This is a genomic window from Microbacterium sp. (assembly GCF_047971895.1).
Taxonomy (GTDB): domain Bacteria; phylum Actinomycetota; class Actinomycetes; order Actinomycetales; family Microbacteriaceae; genus Microbacterium.
Genome location: NZ_JBKEAF010000105.1, coordinates 1 through 16611 on the forward strand (window position 1 = coordinate 1; position 16611 = coordinate 16611).

The 16611-nt window shown below is 70.5% G+C and carries 11 protein-coding genes, 1 tRNA gene, 1 pseudogene and 1 riboswitch; of the genes and pseudogenes, 2 read left to right on the plus strand and 11 right to left on the minus strand.

The annotated features are described in order from the left end of the window. The 8 genes and pseudogenes from prfA to ACK5IN_RS08410 all read right to left on the minus strand — a co-directional run. A partial coding sequence (prfA, locus tag ACK5IN_RS08375) for a peptide chain release factor 1 (protein ID WP_416895734.1) occupies window positions 1–1007 on the minus strand: 1007 nt, incomplete at its 3' end. A 5-nt stretch (window positions 1008–1012) separates the two neighbouring features. Continuing rightward, window positions 1013–3085: pseudogene (gene rho / locus ACK5IN_RS08380) on the minus strand (transcription termination factor Rho). A 163-nt stretch (window positions 3086–3248) separates the two neighbouring features. Next, entirely contained in the window at window positions 3249–4154 is a 906-nt protein-coding gene (thrB, locus tag ACK5IN_RS08385; protein WP_416895735.1) for a homoserine kinase, read from the minus strand. Window positions 4155–4157: 3 nt separating this feature from the next. Next, window positions 4158–5240, minus strand: coding sequence for a threonine synthase (thrC, locus tag ACK5IN_RS08390; RefSeq protein WP_416895736.1), 1083 nt, complete (start codon window positions 5238–5240; stop codon window positions 4158–4160). 1 nt (window position 5241) lies between these two features. Further along, window positions 5242–6549: a homoserine dehydrogenase gene (locus ACK5IN_RS08395; RefSeq protein WP_416895737.1), complete on the minus strand. Its 1308-nt coding sequence runs from the start codon at window positions 6547–6549 to the stop codon at window positions 5242–5244. Between the two features lie 19 nt (window positions 6550–6568). After that, window positions 6569–7981 carry a diaminopimelate decarboxylase gene (gene lysA / locus ACK5IN_RS08400; RefSeq protein ID WP_416895738.1) on the minus strand — a complete coding sequence of 471 codons (1413 nt, stop codon included), beginning with the start codon at window positions 7979–7981 and terminating at the stop codon, window positions 6569–6571. A 101-nt stretch (window positions 7982–8082) separates the two neighbouring features. Further along, entirely contained in the window at window positions 8083–8904 is an 822-nt protein-coding gene (locus tag ACK5IN_RS08405) for a DUF2993 domain-containing protein (RefSeq protein ID WP_416895739.1), read from the minus strand. Between the two features lie 9 nt (window positions 8905–8913). Further along, complete coding sequence (locus tag ACK5IN_RS08410) at window positions 8914–10581, minus strand: arginine--tRNA ligase (protein WP_416895740.1); 1668 nt, start codon at window positions 10579–10581, stop codon at window positions 8914–8916. A gap of 145 nt (window positions 10582–10726) precedes the next feature. Here ACK5IN_RS08410 and ACK5IN_RS08415 point away from each other — a divergent pair. After that, window positions 10727–10799 (plus strand) — tRNA-Arg (locus ACK5IN_RS08415). Window positions 10800–11097: 298 nt separating this feature from the next. On the opposite strand, the gene gcvP is transcribed toward ACK5IN_RS08415, so the two are convergent. The 3 genes from gcvP to gcvT are packed head-to-tail and all read right to left on the minus strand — an operon-like array spanning window position 11098 to window position 15529. Further along, window positions 11098–13995, minus strand: coding sequence for an aminomethyl-transferring glycine dehydrogenase (gene gcvP, locus ACK5IN_RS08420; protein WP_416895741.1), 2898 nt, complete (start codon window positions 13993–13995; stop codon window positions 11098–11100). Next, window positions 13992–14378: a glycine cleavage system protein GcvH gene (gene gcvH, locus ACK5IN_RS08425; RefSeq protein ID WP_416895742.1), complete on the minus strand. Its 387-nt coding sequence runs from the start codon at window positions 14376–14378 to the stop codon at window positions 13992–13994. Before gcvH ends, gcvP begins: the two co-directional genes overlap by 4 nt. Further along, window positions 14375–15529 (minus strand): glycine cleavage system aminomethyltransferase GcvT, encoded by a 1155-nt coding sequence (gene gcvT / locus ACK5IN_RS08430; protein ID WP_416895743.1) that lies wholly within the window; start codon window positions 15527–15529, stop codon window positions 14375–14377. Before gcvT ends, gcvH begins: the two co-directional genes overlap by 4 nt. Before the next feature lie 149 nt (window positions 15530–15678). Then, window positions 15679–15770: riboswitch (glycine riboswitch) on the minus strand. Between the two features lie 99 nt (window positions 15771–15869). Here gcvT and ACK5IN_RS08435 point away from each other — a divergent pair. Further along, complete coding sequence (locus ACK5IN_RS08435) at window positions 15870–16595, plus strand: NUDIX hydrolase (RefSeq protein WP_416895744.1); 726 nt, start codon at window positions 15870–15872, stop codon at window positions 16593–16595. The last annotated feature ends 16 nt before the right edge of the window (window positions 16596–16611 follow it).

Consider the following 16611-nt stretch of genomic DNA (forward strand, 5'->3'; position numbering starts at 1 on the left):
AGCGCCCCGCCGAGCACCTTGTCGAGGTCGTAGGACTTGTAGCCCGTGCGGTGGTCGGCGATTCGGTTCTCGGGAAAGTTGTAGGTGCGGATTCGCTCGGAGCGGTCCATCCCGCGGATCTGGCTGCGCCGGGCGTCGGAGGCCGCCGCATCCCGTTCCTCCTGCTGTTTGGCCAACAGGCGCGCCCGCAGCACTCGCATCGCCGCCTCGCGGTTCTGGATCTGCGACTTCTCGTTCTGCATCGACACGACGATCCCCGTGGGCACGTGCGTGATGCGCACCGCCGAGTCGGTGGTGTTCACCGACTGACCGCCGGGGCCGGACGACCGGTACACGTCGATCTTCAGGTCGTTCGGGTCGATGTGGATCTCTTCGGGCTCGTCGACCTCGGGGACCACGAGCACCCCCGTCGTGGAGGTGTGGATGCGCCCCTGCGACTCGGTGGCCGGCACCCGCTGCACGCGGTGCACGCCGCCCTCGTACTTCAGGTGCGCCCACACGCCCTGGGCGGGGTCGCTCGAGGAGCCCTTGATCGCGACCTGCACGTCCTTGTAGCCGCCGAGGTCGGACTCATTGCGCTCGAGCAGCTCGGTCTTCCACCCCTTCGAGGCGGCGTACTGCAGATACATGCGCAGCAGGTCGGCGGCGAACAGGGCAGACTCGGCACCGCCCTCGCCCTGCTTGATCTCCATGATCACGTCACGGGCGTCGTCCGGGTCGCGAGGGATGAGCAGGCGCCGCAGCTTCTCCTGCGCCTGCGCGGCCTGCTCCTCGAGCCCGGGGACCTCGGCTGCGAACGTGTCGTCCTCGCGCGCGAGCTCGCGCGCGGCATCCAGGTCGCCGGTCGCCGCGACCCACGCAGAGTGGGCCGCGACGATCTTCGACAGCTCGGCGTAGCGCCGGTTGACGCGCTTCGCACGCGTCGCGTCGGCGTGCACGGCGGGATCGGAGAGCTCAGTCTGAACGGCCTGGTGCTCGGCGATCAGCCCCTTGACCGACTCGAACATGCGCGTCAGCGGATGCTGTTGTCGTGCCCGTGCGAGTGCCCGCCAGCAGGCGGTGTCGGGATCGACTTCTGCATCTGCACGAGGAACTCGACGTTCGACTGCGTCTCCTTGAGCTTGCCGAGCACGACCTCGAGCGCCTGCTGCGGGTCGAGGCCGGCGAGCGCACGGCGCAGCTTCCAGGTGATCTTGACCTCGTCGGGGCTCAGCAGCATCTCCTCGCGACGCGTGGACGATGCGTTGACGTCGACGGCGGGGAAGATGCGCTTGTCGGCGAGCTGCCGCGACAGGCGCAGCTCGCTGCTGCCGGTGCCCTAGAACTCCTCGAAGATGACCTCGTCCATCTTGGAACCGGTCTCCACGAGCGCCGTCGCCAGGATCGTGAGCGACCCGCCGTTCTCGATGTTGCGCGCCGCGCCGAAGAAGCGCTTGGGCGGGTAGAGCGCCGAGGCGTCGACACCACCGCTCAGTACACGGCCCGAGGTCGGCGCCGAGATGTTGTAGGCACGGCCCAGACGCGTGATCGAGTCGAGCAGCACGACCACGTCGCGGCCCAGCTCGACCAGACGCTTGGCGCGCTCGATCGCGAGCTCGGCGACCGTCGTGTGGTCCTCGGCGGGGCGGTCGAACGTCGAGGCGATGACCTCCCCCTTGACCGTACGCTGCATGTCGGTGACCTCTTCGGGTCGCTCGTCCACGAGCACGACCATGAGGTGCACCTCGGGGTTGTTGATCGCGATGGCATTGGCGATCTGCTGCAGCACAATCGTCTTGCCGGCCTTGGGCGGTGCGACGATCAGGCCGCGCTGGCCCTTACCGACGGGAGCGACCAGGTCGATGATGCGCTGCGTCAGCTTCTCTGTCGCGGTCTCCAGGCGCAGGCGCTCCTGCGGGTACAGCGGCGTGAGCTTGCCGAACTCGACACGGCCTGCCGCGTCGTCGACCGAGAGTCCGTTGATCGAGTCGACCTTGACCAGCGCGTTGTACTTCTGCCGGCCGGTCTGCTCGCCCTCGCGCGGCTGTTTGATCGAGCCGACCACCGCGTCGCCCTTGCGCAGGTTGTACTTCTTGACCTGTCCGAGCGACACGTAGACGTCGCTGGTGCCGGGGAGGTAGCCGGTGGTGCGCACGAACGCGTAGTTGTCGAGCACGTCCAGGATGCCGGCGATCGGGATGAGGACGTCGTCCTCGCTGATCTCGGTCTCGAACTCGTCGCCCTGGCCGCCCTGGCCGCGACGCTTGTTGCGCTGCCGGCCACGACCGTTGCCCTGCTGCTCGTCGCCGTCGGAGTCCTGCTTGGCCGAGCCGTCCTGACCGGACGGCGCGTTCCCGCCGGCGTTGCGGCTGCGGTTGCGGTTGCGGTTGCGACCGCGACGGCCGGATGACTGCTGGTCACCGTCGGACGACTGCTCGGCCGCACCCTGTTCGGCCTCGCCCTGCTCGCTCGCGGCGTCGGCGTCGGCTGTCGTCTCGGCGTCGCCGCTCTTCTGATCTGCGGTGTCAGCGGCCTGTTTCTTGTCGGTGGACCTGCGGCCGCGACCCTGCTTCGCTGCGGGCTTGTCGTCGGCGGCCTCCGCTGTGGTGGCCGCCCCGGCGGACTCGACCGGTGCCTCCGCGGCGTCGGTCGTCGCGGGATCCTCGGCCTCGCCTGCAGCGGCGAAGGCGGCGAGCACCTGCTCGGCGAGCTCGACGGCCACGGCGGAGGCCGGGCTTGCCACCGGCGAGCCGAGCTCGGCCAGCTTGTCGAGCACGGTGCGCGAGTCGACGCCGGCCTCGGCTGCCAGTTCGTGCACGCGGCGACGGCGCGCAGGCTTCTTCGCCCGGGCCGGCTTCTCAGCGGCGGGCTCCGGCTCGGCAACGGGCTCAGGCGTGGTGACCGGCTCTGGCTCCGCGACGGGCGCAGCCTCGGCAGCGTGCTCCGGCGCCGGGTCGGTGGCGGGCTCCGGCTCGGGCTCGGGTGCGGGGGCCTCCACCGCGACCTCGGGGGCGGCGGTTACCGTGTCTTCGGTACGGGGTGTGGCGTCGGCCTGCTCGCCCTCGACGGGGACAGTGCCGGACGGGATGTCGGAGATCGACTCCACGAGTTCTCCTCTGTAGATACGTTGTCATTCTGCACGCGACGCGGGCGCGTCGACGCGCATCCTGCGTCGACCGGGGGTCAGCGGGATGGGTGTCGTGCAGAGTTCGCAGATTGCGACGAAGGCCAGATTCACGGCCGCGAGAGCGGCACGTGGAACCCTTCGCTTAGTCCCTAATTGTACCACCCTTGACGTCGACGGCGAGCATGAGCGCCTCCCAGGGGCTGTCCACGGCCGACGCAGCCAGCTCCGCCGCCTCCAGGCGGGCGCCGGGGCCGTCGGCCAGCACGAGCACACTCGGGCCCGCGCCGGAGACGACGGCCGCGAACCCTCGCGCACGCAGCGCCTGGACCAGCGCCGTGGTCCGCGGCATCGCCTGGGCACGGTAGTCCTGATGCAGACGGTCTTCGGTCGCAGCCAGCAGCAGCTCGGGGCTCTGGGTGAGCGCCGCGATCAGCAGTGCCGAGCGCGACACGTTGAACACAGCGTCCTCGCGCGGCACCTGCGCCGGCTGCAGGCTGCGAGCCACCTCGGTCGACATCGTGAAATCGGGCACGAACAGCAGCGGCGACACGCCGCGGTGCACCATCAGCTTCTTGTGCGCGGGGCCCGCCGGCGTGGTCCACGCGATCGTGAGCCCGCCGAACAGTGCGGGGGCCACGTTGTCGGGGTGCCCCTCGAGCTCGGTGGCCAACCGCAGCAGGTCGGCGTCGTCGAGCGGCACCTCGTCGGCGAGCAGCGCCTGTGCCGCCCGGACGCCGGACGCCACCGCGGCCCCGGACGAGCCGAGTCCGCGACCGTGCGGGATGACGTTGTGCGCACGCAGGTGCAGGCCCGGCATCCGTCGTCCCACGCGCTCGTACGTGTGCGCAATCGCCCGCACGACCAGGTGCGAGTCGTCGCGCGGGACATCTGCGGCACCGGAGCCTTCGACGTCGATGATCAGCTCGTCGCCGTCGAGCACCGTGACGGTCAGATCGTCGTACAGCGACAGGGCGAGCCCGAGTGTGTCGAAGCCGGGGCCGAGGTTGGCGCTCGTGGCGGGCACGCGCACGGCGACGGTCTGGCCCACCGCTTATGCCTCCCGGCGCTGCAGGCCGAGCACGGCGGCGACCTCGCTCGTGGCGGCGTCGACGACGGTCGGCGTGACCTCGCCGCCGTCGAGATCGCGCAGCGCCCACTGCGGATCCTTCAGGCCGTGCCCGGTGACGGTGAGCACCACGCGGGACCCGGCGGGGATGACACCGGCCTCGGCACGGTCGAGCAGACCCGCGACGCTGATGGCCGAGGCCGGCTCGACGAAGATGCCCACCTCGCCGGCGAGGATCTTCTGCGCGGCCAGGATGCGGCGGTCGTCGATCGCACCGAACCAGCCCTGGGTCGCATCGCGCGCCTCGAGCACGAGAGCCCACGACGCGGGGTTGCCGATGCGGATCGCGGATGCCACGGTGTCGGGGTCCTTCACGACCTCGCCGCGCACGAGCGGCGCGGAGCCCTCTGCCTGGAAGCCGAACATGCGCGGCACGCGCGCGGCGACCCCGCGCTCGGCCTCCTCGCGGTAGCCGCGCGCGTACGCCGTGTAGTTTCCGGCATTGCCGACGGGGATGAAGTGGAAGTCCGGCGCGTCGCCGAGCACCTCGACGATCTCGTAGGCGGCGGTCTTCTGCCCTTCGATGCGATCGGGGTTGACGCTGTTGACGAGGTGCACGGGGTAGTGCTCGGCCAGCTCGCGGGCGATCTCGAGGCAGTCGTCGAAGTTGCCGCGCACCTGGATGAGCTGGCCGTTGTGGATGACCGCCTGGCTGAGCTTGCCCATCGCGATCTTTCCCTCCGGCACGAGCACCGCGGCCGTGATCCCGGCGTGCGCCGCGTAGGCGGCCGCCGAGGCCGACGTGTTGCCCGTCGACGCGCAGATGACGGCCTGCGCGCCGTGCTCGACAGCACGCGAGAGCGCGACGGTCATCCCGCGGTCCTTGAACGACCCGGTCGGGTTCATGCCCTCGAACTTCACCCACACATCGGCTCCGGTGCGCTTCGACAGCGCCGGCGCGGGCAGCAGCGGCGTGCCGCCCTCGCCCAGCGTCACGACGGTCGACGTGTCGGTCACGCCCAGCCGGTCTGCATACTCGCGCAGGACTCCGCGCCACTGATGTGCCATGTCAGTCTCCTTCTACTCGCAGCACGGACACCACCCGCTCGACCACGTCACTGGCAGCGAGTCGGTCGACCGTGTCGCTGAGGTTCTGCTCCTGCGCCCGGTGAGTGCCGATGACCAGGTGGGCCACGCCTCCGCCGTGCACGGTCTGCTCGACCGTGGCGATCGATACGCCGCCGTCGCTGAGGAGGCCGGCGACGATCGCGAGCACGCCTGGGCGGTCGTCGACCTCGAGCGTGATCTGGTACCGCGTCACGACGTGCCCCACGGGTGCGAGGGGCAGGTTCGCGTGGGTGGACTCGCCGACGCCCACTCCCCCGGCGATATGCCGACGGGCGGCCGAGACGACATCGCCCAGCACGGCCGACGCCGTCTGCACGCCGCCGGCGCCCGCGCCGTAGAACATGAGGTCGCCGGCGGCCTCGGCCTCGACGAAGACGGCGTTGTTCGCACCGTGCACGCTGGCCAGGGGGTGCTCACGACTGACCAGCGCCGGGTACACGCGCACCGAGATCGACTCGACACCGTTCTCGGGGTCGGTGAGCCGCTCGCACACGGCGAGCAGCTTGATGACGAATCCGGCGCGGCGGGCCGTCTCGATCATGCCCTTGTCGATGCTCGTGATGCCCTCGCGGTGCACGGCGTCGAGCGGCACCGCGGTGTGGAACGCGAGGCTCGCGAGGATCGCGGCCTTCTGCGCCGCGTCGAAGCCCTCGACGTCGGCGGTGGGGTCCGCCTCGGCGTAGCCGAGCGCCTGCGCCTCGGCCAGCACGTCGGCGAACTCGGCGCCCTCCAGGTCCATGCGGTCGAGGATGTAGTTGGTCGTCCCGTTGACGATGCCCATGATGCGGCGCACCCGGTCGCCGGCGAGCGAGTCGCGCAGCGGGCGGATGATCGGGATCGCCCCCGCAGCGGCCGCCTCGTAATACACCTCGGCGCCGACCCGGTCAGCCGCCTCGAACAGCTCAGGCCCATGGGTGGCCAGCAGCGCCTTGTTCGCCGTGACCACGTCGGCGCCGGCGTTGATCGCCTGCAGCAGCTGCGTCTTGGCCGGCTCGATGCCGCCCATCAGCTCGATGACGATGTCGGCGCTCACGATGAGCTCGTCGGCATCGGTGGTGAGCAGATCGCGCGGCAGGTCGGCGTCGCGGGGCGCGTCGACGTCGCGCACGGCGATGCCGACGAGGTCGAGGGTGGCTCCGGCGCGGTCGGCGAGCTCGTCGCCGTGCTGCAGCAGCAGCGCGGCAACCTGCGAGCCCACGGCACCCGCACCCAGAAGCGCGACCCGCAAACGGCGGTGATCGGCAGTCACTTCGACTCCCTTCGGTCACTCAGTACAGGCATCGGTTCCCTTCAGAGGTCGGGGTCAGGCCTGCGTCGCGGGCGAGCAGGTCGGCGATCGTCTCACGGTGCACGATCACCCGCGCCCGTCCGTCGCGCACGGCGACGACGGCGGGTCGAGGCACGTGGTTGTAAGAGCTGGCCAGTGAGTAGCAGTATGCACCGGTCGCCGGCACCGCGAGCAGATCGTCCTCTGCGACGTCGCCGGGCAGGTACTCTGCGTCGACGACGATGTCGCCCGACTCGCAGTGCCGGCCGACGATCCGGGTGAGGGTGGGCTCGGCCGTGCTGGAGCGCGATGCCAGGCGCGCCGAGTACTGGGCGTCGTACAGCGCATGGCGCGCATTGTCGCTCATGCCGCCGTCGACGCTGACGTAGATCCGGGTCGCCTCGTCGCTCACGCGCACGGGCTTGACGGTGCCCACCTCGTAGAGGGTGACCCCGGCCGGGCCGGCGATGTATCGCCCGGGCTCGAACGCGAGCCGGGGAATCGGGATGCCGCGCGCCGCGCACTGGGCGGCGACGGCTGCGACGATGCCGTCGGCGAGCGCCTCGATGGGATCGGGGTCGTCGACGGAGGTGTAGGCGATGCCGAAGCCGCCGCCCAGGTTCAGGATCGGCAGCGGATCGATCTCGCTCAGCTCGGCGTGCAGCGCGACGATGCGGGCGGCCGACTCGCGGAAGCCGTCGATGCCGAAGATCTGCGAGCCGATGTGGCAGTGCACCCCGACCAACATGAGGCCCGGCTGTGCGCGCACGAGCGCCGCGATCTCGGGGGCGTCGGCGAGCGCGAAGCCGAACTTCTGGTCTTCATGGGCGGTGGCGAGAAAGTCATGGGTCTCGGCGTGGACGCCGCTGTTGACGCGGATGAGCACGGGTTGACGGATGCCGCGGGCCGCCGCGACGGCCGCCAGCCGCTCGACCTCGGTCACGCTGTCGACGATGACGGTGCCCACCCTGGCGTCGACGGCCGCCTCGAGCTCGACGCGAGACTTGTTGTTGCCGTGGAAGCCGATCCGCACGGGATCGACCCCGGCGGCGAGCGCGACGGCCAGCTCGCCGCCGGTGCACACGTCGAGGTTGAGGCCCTCCTCGGTCACCCAGCGGGCCACCTCGGCCGACAGGAACGCCTTGCCCGCGTAGTAGACGCGGGCCTCGGTGCCGCGGGTGGCCGCGGCATCCTGGAACGCATCGCGCACCCGGCGCGCGCGTGCCCGCAACTCGCCCTCGTCGACCACGTACAGCGGCGTGCCGAAGTCGTCGCGCAGCGCGGTGGCGGCGACCCCGCCGATCGTCAGCACGCCGTCCGCGTCGCGGCAGGCGGAGTGCGGCCACACGGCGGGGGCCAGGTCGTTCGCGTCGCGCGGAACGGCCAGCCAGGCCGGAGCGAGAGACGCGTTCAAGGACACTTCGACCCAATCGTGGAACGCCGCGGCAGCAGGCGGAAATGGATGTCACGGCCTCGGGATGGCACGGACCGGGGACTGGTGGAGAGTCTAGCGTCTCACTCGCAGGTGCCCTTCGCCCGCAGTTGCGGGTCGACGCCGATGCGTCCGTCGATGTCGGCGTGCGCGACGAGCGCGGTACCCGTGACGTCCACGGCGGTCAGGGTGACGCCCGCGGGCAGCTGATCGGCGATGCACACGCTCCAGTCCTCCAGCAGGGCGTCGGCGAGGGCGCCGAAGCGACCGCGCAGGTTGTCGGCGGTGATCTCCGCATCGCCGAGGACGAACGCACTCGGCGACAGCACGAGGTGCCCGTCGGCGGCGCTCGGTGCGAGCACCGCACCGACGGGCATCTCGACGCCGAGCGCCTGCAGCGTGTAGGTCATGCGCACCCCGGGCGCCTCGATGGTCGCCGAATCGGCCGGGAACCCCTCGACAGTGCTCAGCAGCGACCGCAGCTGGGCGGTGTCGAGCTCGATCGTGGCCTCGGCCGAGCCCATCGTCTGCTCGCCGCGCGTGGCCACGTCGGTGGCGTGCACACGCACGTCGCCGCTGACCTGGTCGAACGTGGCGTCGCCGGCCGTCAGCGTCACCTCGTCGAGGCGGCCCTGGGCGAGCTGGAGCAGGATGACGCCGGGCACCTCGACCTCGATGTCCTCGCTGTCGGCGACCCCCAGCTGCGACGAGACCGCGTTGCGGATGGTGTTGGTCGTCACCTCGCGCGCCAGCCACTCGCCGGCGACGGCGGCGATGCCCAGCAGCACAAGCAGCACGACGACGGCGATGATCCATCGGCCGGGGTGTCGTTCACGCCGGCCCGTGTCGGGCACCTGCAGCTCCCAGCGGTAACCGGGCTGGGGTTCGGGCAGTCCGGTGTTCATGCTTCCGTTCTACATGCGCTCCGGGGCCGACACGCCGAGCAGATCGAGTCCGTTGCGCAGCACCTGGCCGGTGGCGTCGTTGAGCCACAGCCGCGTGCGGTGCAGATCGGTGACCGGGTCATCGCCGAGCGGGATGACCCGACAGTTGTCGTACCAGCGGTGGTAGAGCCCGGCGAGCTCTTCGAGGTAGCGGGCGACGCGATGCGGCTCGCGCACCTCGGCGGCATATGCGACGATCCGCGGGAACTCCTGCAGGGCGCCCAGCAGTGCCGCCTCGGTGTCGTGGGTGAGCAGCTCCGGCGCGAACGCGGTGTGCTCGATGCCGGAGGCCGCGGCGTTGCGTGCGACGTTGTGCGTGCGCGCATGCGCGTACTGCACGTAGAAGACGGGGTTGTCGTTGGTGCGCCTGCGCAGGATCTCGGGGTCGAGCGTGAGCGGCGAGTCGGCCGGGTAGCGCGCGAGCGAGTACCGCAGCGCGTCGGTGCCGATCCAGTCGCGCAGGTCGTCCAGCTCAATGATGTTGCCGGCCCGTTTGGAGAGCCGGGCACCGTTGACCGAGACCAGCTGCCCGATGAGCACCTCGATGTCCTTGTCGGGGTCGTCGCCGGCCGCGCCGGCGAGCGCCTTGAGCCGGTGCACGTACCCATGGTGGTCGGCACCGAGCAGATAGATCTTGTGCGCGAAGCCGCGGTCCCCCTTGTTGAGGTAGTACGCGGCGTCGGCGGCGAAGTACGTGTACTCGCCGTTCGAGCGGCGGATGACCCGGTCCTTGTCGTCGCCGAAGTCGGTGGTGCGCACCCACACCGCGGAGTCGTCGTCGAAGATGTGCCCCTGCCGACGCAGCCGCTCGACGGCCTGATCGACGAGGCTGGGGCCGCCGTCCGCAGGGCGGGCGTGCAGCACGCGCTCAGAGAACCACACGTCGAAGTGCACGTTGAACTTCTCGAGCGAGGCCTGCAGGTCGCCGAGCTGCAGCGCATAGGCCATGTCGGTCGCGATCTCCCGCTGCTGTGCGTCGTCGAGCGCGAGCAGATCGGGCTGCGCGTCGAGCACGCGCCGCGCGAGGTCGCCGATGTACGAGCCGGGGTAGCCGTCCTCCGGCGTCGGCTCACCCTTCGCGGCGGCGAGCACCGATCGGCCGAATCGTGTCATCTGCGCGCCGGCGTCGTTGATGTAGAACTCGCGCACGAGGGTCGCGCCCGACGCCAGTAGCAGGCGCGCGATCGCGTCGCCGAGCGCCGCCCACCGCGTGTGGCCGATGTGCAGTGGCCCGGTCGGGTTGGCGCTGACGAACTCGAGATTGATGCTGTTGCCGCGCTGCGAGTCGTTCGCACCGAAGGAGGCACCGGCATCCACGATCTCCTTCGCAAGCGCGCCGGCGGCGGCCGCCTCCAGCCGCACGTTGATGAACCCGGGGCCGGCGACGTCCACGCTCGCGATGCCGGGGACGTCGGCAAGGGCCGCGGCGATGTCGCCGGCGAACTCTCTCGGGTTCGCGCCCACCTTCTTGGCGAGCTTGAGCGCCGCGTTGGACGCCCAGTCGCCGTGATCGCGGTTCTTCGGGCGTTCGAGCGGAAGATCGGATGCCTGCAGCCCGTCGGTCGACCCGGGTCGGCGCGCCTCGGCCAGTGGACGGACGACGTCGAGCAGAGCAGAGGCGAGGGCATCAGGGTTCATGGCCTCCCCAGTCTAGTTTCCGGTCATGATTCCGCCGCGCCATGGCTTGTGCTGTGCGGGATGGCGTCCGCGGCACCCGAACGTGTACGACGAGGGTCCGGTGGGCGAACGACCCCGGGTGCACGGTGATACCCTCAATCGGTACGCCTCCGTAGCTCAGGGGATAGAGCGTTGGTTTCCGGTACCAAAGGTCGCACGTTCGATTCGTGTCGGGGGCACAGTGCCTGAAGCGTGCCCATGGACGACATCCACGGCGATCCTGCCGTCGTCGCTCGGCTGCACGAGCTCGAAGCGCAGGCGGCCCCGGCATCCCGCGACCAGCGGACACGAAGAACGCCCCCGGTGCCGAAGCATCGGGGGCGTTCATCATGCGATCTGCGGTTTCCGTTGCCTGCTCTTGCGAGCCTTCTGTTTCTGTTTTCTCTTCGCACGAACGAATCTACTCGCCACGCCGATGACGTCAAGAGTTTCCCTCGAAGTCACCTCGACGTCATGTTGAAGGTGATACTCCGTCCCCTACTCGAACGCCTCCGGCGGCGGGCACGCGCACACGAGGTTGCGATCGCCCCACGCGTTGTCGATGCGGCGCACCGGCGGCCAGTACTTCCCCGTCACCAGTGAGCGCACCGGGTAGACCGCGACCTCGCGCGAGTACGGATGCGTCCACTCGCCGACGGCGATCGCCTGTGCGGTGTGCGGCGCGTTCACGAGCGGATTGTCGTCGGCGGGCCATTCGCCCGCGGCCACCGCGAGCGCCTCGGCCCGGATCGCGATCATCGCCTCCACGAAACGCTGCAGCTCGCCGAGGTCTTCGGACTCGGTGGGCTCGACCATGAGGGTCCCCGCCACGGGGAACGACATGGTCGGGGCATGGAACCCGTAGTCGATCAGGCGCTTGGCGACGTCATCGACCGTGATGCCGGTCTGCTCGCGCAGCGGACGCAGGTCGAGGATGCACTCGTGCGCCACCAGGCCGTTCTCGCCCGTGTAGAGCACCGGGAAGTGCTCGCGCAGCTGCGCGGCGATCCAGTTCGCGGCGAGCACTGCCGCGCCCGTGGCATCCCGCAGCCCTTCGGCCCCCATCATGCGCATGTAGGCCCACGAGATCGGCAGGATGGATGCCGACCCGTATGCCGCCGCCGACACCGGGCCGCCGTCGAACACGAACCCACCGGCGTGGTCGGCACGCTGCGACAGCGGATGCGATGGCAGGTATGGCGCCAGGTGCGCCTTGGCGGCCACCGGCCCCACACCGGGCCCGCCGCCTCCGTGCGGGATCGCGAAGGTCTTGTGCAGGTTGAGGTGCGACACGTCGCCGCCCAGGTCTCCGAAGCGGGCGTAGCCGAGCAGCGCGTTGAGGTTGGCGCCGTCGACGTACACCTGGCCGCCGGCGTCGTGCAGGGCCTGCGTGATCTCGACGACATCGTGCTCGTACACGCCGTGCGTCGACGGGTAGGTGATCATGAGCGCCGCCAGCTCTGTCGAGTGCAGGGCGATCTTGGCGCGCAGGTCGTCGAGTTCGACGTTGCCCGCGTCGTCGCATGCGACGACCACGACCTTCATGCCGGCCAGCACCGCCGAGGCGGCGTTGGTGCCGTGCGCCGACGACGGGATGAGGCACACGGTGCGCTCGGGTTCGCCGTTGGCGTGGTGGTAGCCGCGGATGGCCAGCAGGCCGGCGAGCTCGCCTTGCGAGCCTGCGTTCGGCTGCAGCGACACCGCGTCGTACCCGGTGACCTCGGCGAGCCACGACTCCAGCTGCTCGATGAGCGCGAGATACCCGCGCACGTCGGCCTCGGGCGCAAACGGGTGCACGCGGGCGAACTCGGGCCACGACACGGCGGCCATCTCGGTCGCCGCGTTGAGCTTCATCGTGCACGAGCCGAGCGGGATCATGCCCCGGTCGAGGGCGTAGTCCGTGTCGGCGAGGCGCTTGAGATAGCGCATCATGGCGGTCTCGCTGCGGTGCGTCGAGAAGACCGGATGCGTGAGGTACCCGTCGTCACGGCGCAGCCCGCCGGGCACGCCGGCCAGCGGCACGGCGTCGGCGTAGGGCAGCCCCGAGCCTGCCTCGCTCCCCGAGCCTGTCGAGGGGTCGAACGCCCACGCGACGGCGGCGAGGTCGTCGGCGGTCGTGGTCTCGTCGACCGACACGCCCACGCTGGCCTCGTCGACCCAGAAGAGCTGGTATCCCTTCGACCGCGCCCGGTCGATGACGGTCTCGGCCGGCCCCTGCGTGACGACCCGGACGGTGTCGAAGAACGCATCGTGCATGACCGTGAGCCCGTAGGATCGCAGCCGTGCGGCCAGCGCCTCGGCCTTCTTCGCGACGTCGACGGCGATCGCGCGCAGACCTTCGGGGCCGTGATACACCGCATACATCGCGGCCATGACTGCCAGCAGCACCTGTGCGGTGCAGATGTTCGACGTCGCCTTCTCGCGGCGGATGTGCTGCTCCCGGGTCTGCAGGGCGAGCCGGTAGGCCGGGTGTCCGGAGGCATCCTGCGACACTCCCACCAGCCGTCCCGGCAGCTGGCGCTCCAGTCCCGCGCGCACCGCCATGTATCCGGCGTGCGGGCCGCCGAAGCCCATCGGCACCCCGAAGCGCTGTGTCGTACCTACCGCGACGTCGGCACCGAGCGAACCCGGAGAACGTAGCAGCGTCAGCGCCAGCAGGTCGGCGGCGACCACGACGATGCCGTCCTGCGCGTGCACCGCCGTGATGACCTCGGACGGATCCCAGACCCGCCCGGACGCCGCCGGGTACTGGATGAACGCCCCGAACACATCGAGGCCGGACGGGACCGCATCGAGGTCGAACGCCGTGTAGTGCAGCGTGATCCCCAGCGCGGCAGCGCGATGTTCGAGCAGCGCCTTGGTCTGCGGCAGCGCGTCGGCGTCGACGAGGAACACGTCGCCCTTCGACCTCGCCGCGCGGCGAGCCAGCAGCATCCCCTCGACCACGGCGGTCGCCTCGTCGAGCATCGACGCATTGGCCGTGTCGAGCCCGGTGAGGTCGGCAACCATCGTCTGGAAGTTGATGAGCGCCTCCAGGCGCCCCTGCGAGATCTCGGGCTGGTACGGCGTGTACGCGGTGTACCACGAGGGGTTCTCGAACACGTTGCGCGCGATCACGGCGGGGGTCAGCGTGTCGTAGTAGCCCAGCCCGATCATCGAGCGCGCCGGCCGGTTCTGCGCGGCGAACGCGCGCAGCTCGGCCAGCGTCTCGGCCTCGGTCGCCGCGGGCGGGATCGACCCCTCGGCGGGCTCGGGGAGCGGGGAGGGAAGGAGGATGGATGCCGGCACGGCCGCCTCCACGAGGGCTTCGACGCTGTCGTAGCCCAAGGCGTCGAGCATGCGGCGCTGAGCCGCGGTATCCGTCCCGATGTGCCGGTCTGCGAAAGAGGCGGTCATGCGCCCTCGCCGGTGAGCGCGAGATACGCCTCGCGATCCATGAGCGCCTCGACGGCGGCGGCCTCGGCGGCGAGCTTCACGAGCCAGCCGGCGAACGCATCGGCGTTGATCAGCGACGGGTCGTCGACGACGGCGTCGTTGATCTCGGCCACCTCGCCGCTCAGCGGTGCGAACAGCTCGCCCACCGACTTCGTCGACTCGATCTCGCCGCACACCTCACCAACCACCAGAGCGGTGCCGACGGCGGGCAGGTCGACGTAGACGACGTCGCCGAGCTTGTCGGCGGCGTAGGCGGTGATGCCGACGGTGGCCAGCCCCGTGGCCGGGTCGAAGTCGACCCACTCGTGTTCGGCGGTGTACTTGAGGCTGTCGAGATCGGTCATTTCTTCCTCCGGTAGAAGGGTGTGGCGGTCACGGTGGCGGGAATGCGGGTGCCCCGCACGTCGATGGCGAGTTCTGTGCCCTCGGCGGCGACGGCGGGTGAGACGTAGGCGAGGGCGATGGGGTGTCCGAGCGTGGGACTGAGCGCACCGCTGGTGACCTCGCCGACGACGGTTCCCCCGGCGTCGGTCACGGGATATCCGGCCCGTCCCGCGCGGCGGCCCTCGGCGACGAGCCCGACGAGCACGGCGGCGTCTGCGGCGACGACCGTCTCGAGCGCCGCCTTGCCGACGAAGTCGTCCTTGTCGAGCACGACGACCCAGCCGAGCCCCGCCTGCGCGGGAACGATGTCGCGGCTCAGCTCGTGGCCGTACAGCGGCATGCCGGCCTCCAGTCGCAGCGTGTCACGGGCGGCGAGGCCGGCAGGCACGAGACCGGATGGCTTCCCCGCGGCCCGTAGCGCGTCCCACAGCGCCGCCGCCGCCTCGTTGGCGATGAGCAGCTCGAAGCCGTCTTCGCCGGTGTACCCGGTGCGGCACACGAGCACCGACGTGCCCTCGAACGCGGCGCCGCGGGCGGAGTAGTACGACAGGTCGCCGACCGTCCACGGGGTACCCTCGGCATCCACCTGCACAGGCGGGTCGACCAGCGCGAGCCCCTCCGTCGCGGTCAGGATCTCGGCGGCGCGGGGGCCTTGCACGGCGATGAGCGACAACGCGTCCGACACGTCTTCGACGCCCGCGTCGAATCCGGTGACCCGCTCGTCGAGCGCGGCAGCAACGGCGTCGTGGTTGCCGGCGTTCGCGATCACGACGAACCTGTCGTCGCCCAGCCGGTACACGATGACGTCGTCGACGATGCCGCCGTCGTCGGCAAGCAGCAGGGAGTACTTGGCCTTGCCGAGCCTCATCGTCGACAACCGCCCGGCGAGCGCGAAGTCCAGGAACGCGCCGGCGCACGCTCCCGTCACGAGGAACTCGGCCATATGCGAGATGTCGAAGAGCCCGGCGGCCTCGCGCACAGCGCGGTGCTCGGCGAGGTCGGACGTGTAGCGCACGGGCATCATCCACCCGCCGAAGTCGGTGAAAGAGGCGCCGAGCGCTTCGTGGCGGTCGCGCAACACGGTGGAGCGCGGGGAGGTGGGGGCTGTCATGAGTTCTCCGGAGTCGGATGACGGATGCCGGGGCGGCATCCGCGAACTCCCCCTCTGTCATTGGCCTGAGAGCTTCACCCGCGGCGGGGCTTTCACCTTCGGCAGATCCGCCGGGCATCGTCGCGCGCGCGGGTCTTTTCCAGAGTGGCCGGGCTCGTGCGGTATGCAGACCTGAGAGATTGGCGGGGAGGCTTGCTCCTTCGGTGCCCCGATGCGGCTGGGGCTCTCCCGCACGAGTCATGCGGCCATGTGTTCGGTTTGAGCACAGCATACCCGTCGACCCTGGGTTGCACTTCAGGTAGATGTGACTCTAAGATGCTCCACGGAGGTTAAAGTCACTATGACACGAACGCGAGGGATCGCACGTCCACAGACATCGCCGTCTGCGGACGACGTCGCGCGCCTCGCCGTGTCGACCGTGATCTTCAGCCTCCGCCGACGCCCGGGCGACGAGCTGCCGACCCTCGTCCTGCCGCTCGTGCCCCGCACCCGCGACCCGTTCGCAGGACTCTGGGCACTCCCCGGCGGCTGGCTGGACGGACAGGAGAGCCTGGATGCCGCGGCCAGCCGCACCCTCGCCGAGACCACCGCGCTGACCCCCAGCTACCTCGAGCAGCTGTACGCGTTCGGCGCCGTCGACCGCTCCCCCACCCGGGTCGTGTCCATCGTGTACTGGGCGCTGCTGCGCGCCGACGAGGTCGACGCGAGCGCCGCGGACGCGCCGGAGAACGTGGAGTGGTTCGCCGCGGCATCCCTCCCCCGTCTCGCCTTCGACCACAACGACATCGTCGACTACGCGCTGTGGCGCCTGCGCAACAAGGTCGGCTACAGCCGCATCGCGCACGGGCTGCTGCCCGACCGGTTCACCCTCGCCGATCTGCGCGAGGTGAACGAGGCGATCCTGGGGCGTCGCCTCGACCCGGCGAACTTCCGCCGGCAGGTGGAGAACTCGGGCACGTTGATCCCCACCGATGACTTCCGCACCGGCAGCCACCGGCCGGCGCGCCTGTACACCTACAACCGGGATGTCGAGCTGGCCGACCGCGGCCCGCTCGACATGCATTGACCGCGGTCCGGGCCAC

What these genes read in the sequence shown, in the direction of transcription:
- thrC (WP_416895736.1), bottom strand. Translation starts at nt 5,240, where the DNA reads ATGGCACATCAGTGGCGCGGAGTCCTGCGCGAGTATGCAGACCGGCTG.
- ACK5IN_RS08405 (WP_416895739.1), bottom strand. Translation starts at nt 8,904, where the DNA reads ATGAACACCGGACTGCCCGAACCCCAGCCCGGTTACCGCTGGGAGCTG.
- ACK5IN_RS08410 (WP_416895740.1), bottom strand. Translation starts at nt 10,581, where the DNA reads ATGAACCCTGATGCCCTCGCCTCTGCTCTGCTCGACGTCGTCCGTCCA.
- gcvP (WP_416895741.1), bottom strand. Translation starts at nt 13,995, where the DNA reads ATGACCGCCTCTTTCGCAGACCGGCACATCGGGACGGATACCGCGGCT.
- gcvH (WP_416895742.1), bottom strand. Translation starts at nt 14,378, where the DNA reads ATGACCGATCTCGACAGCCTCAAGTACACCGCCGAACACGAGTGGGTC.
- gcvT (WP_416895743.1), bottom strand. Translation starts at nt 15,529, where the DNA reads ATGACAGCCCCCACCTCCCCGCGCTCCACCGTGTTGCGCGACCGCCAC.
- ACK5IN_RS08435 (WP_416895744.1), top strand. Translation starts at nt 15,870, where the DNA reads ATGACACGAACGCGAGGGATCGCACGTCCACAGACATCGCCGTCTGCG.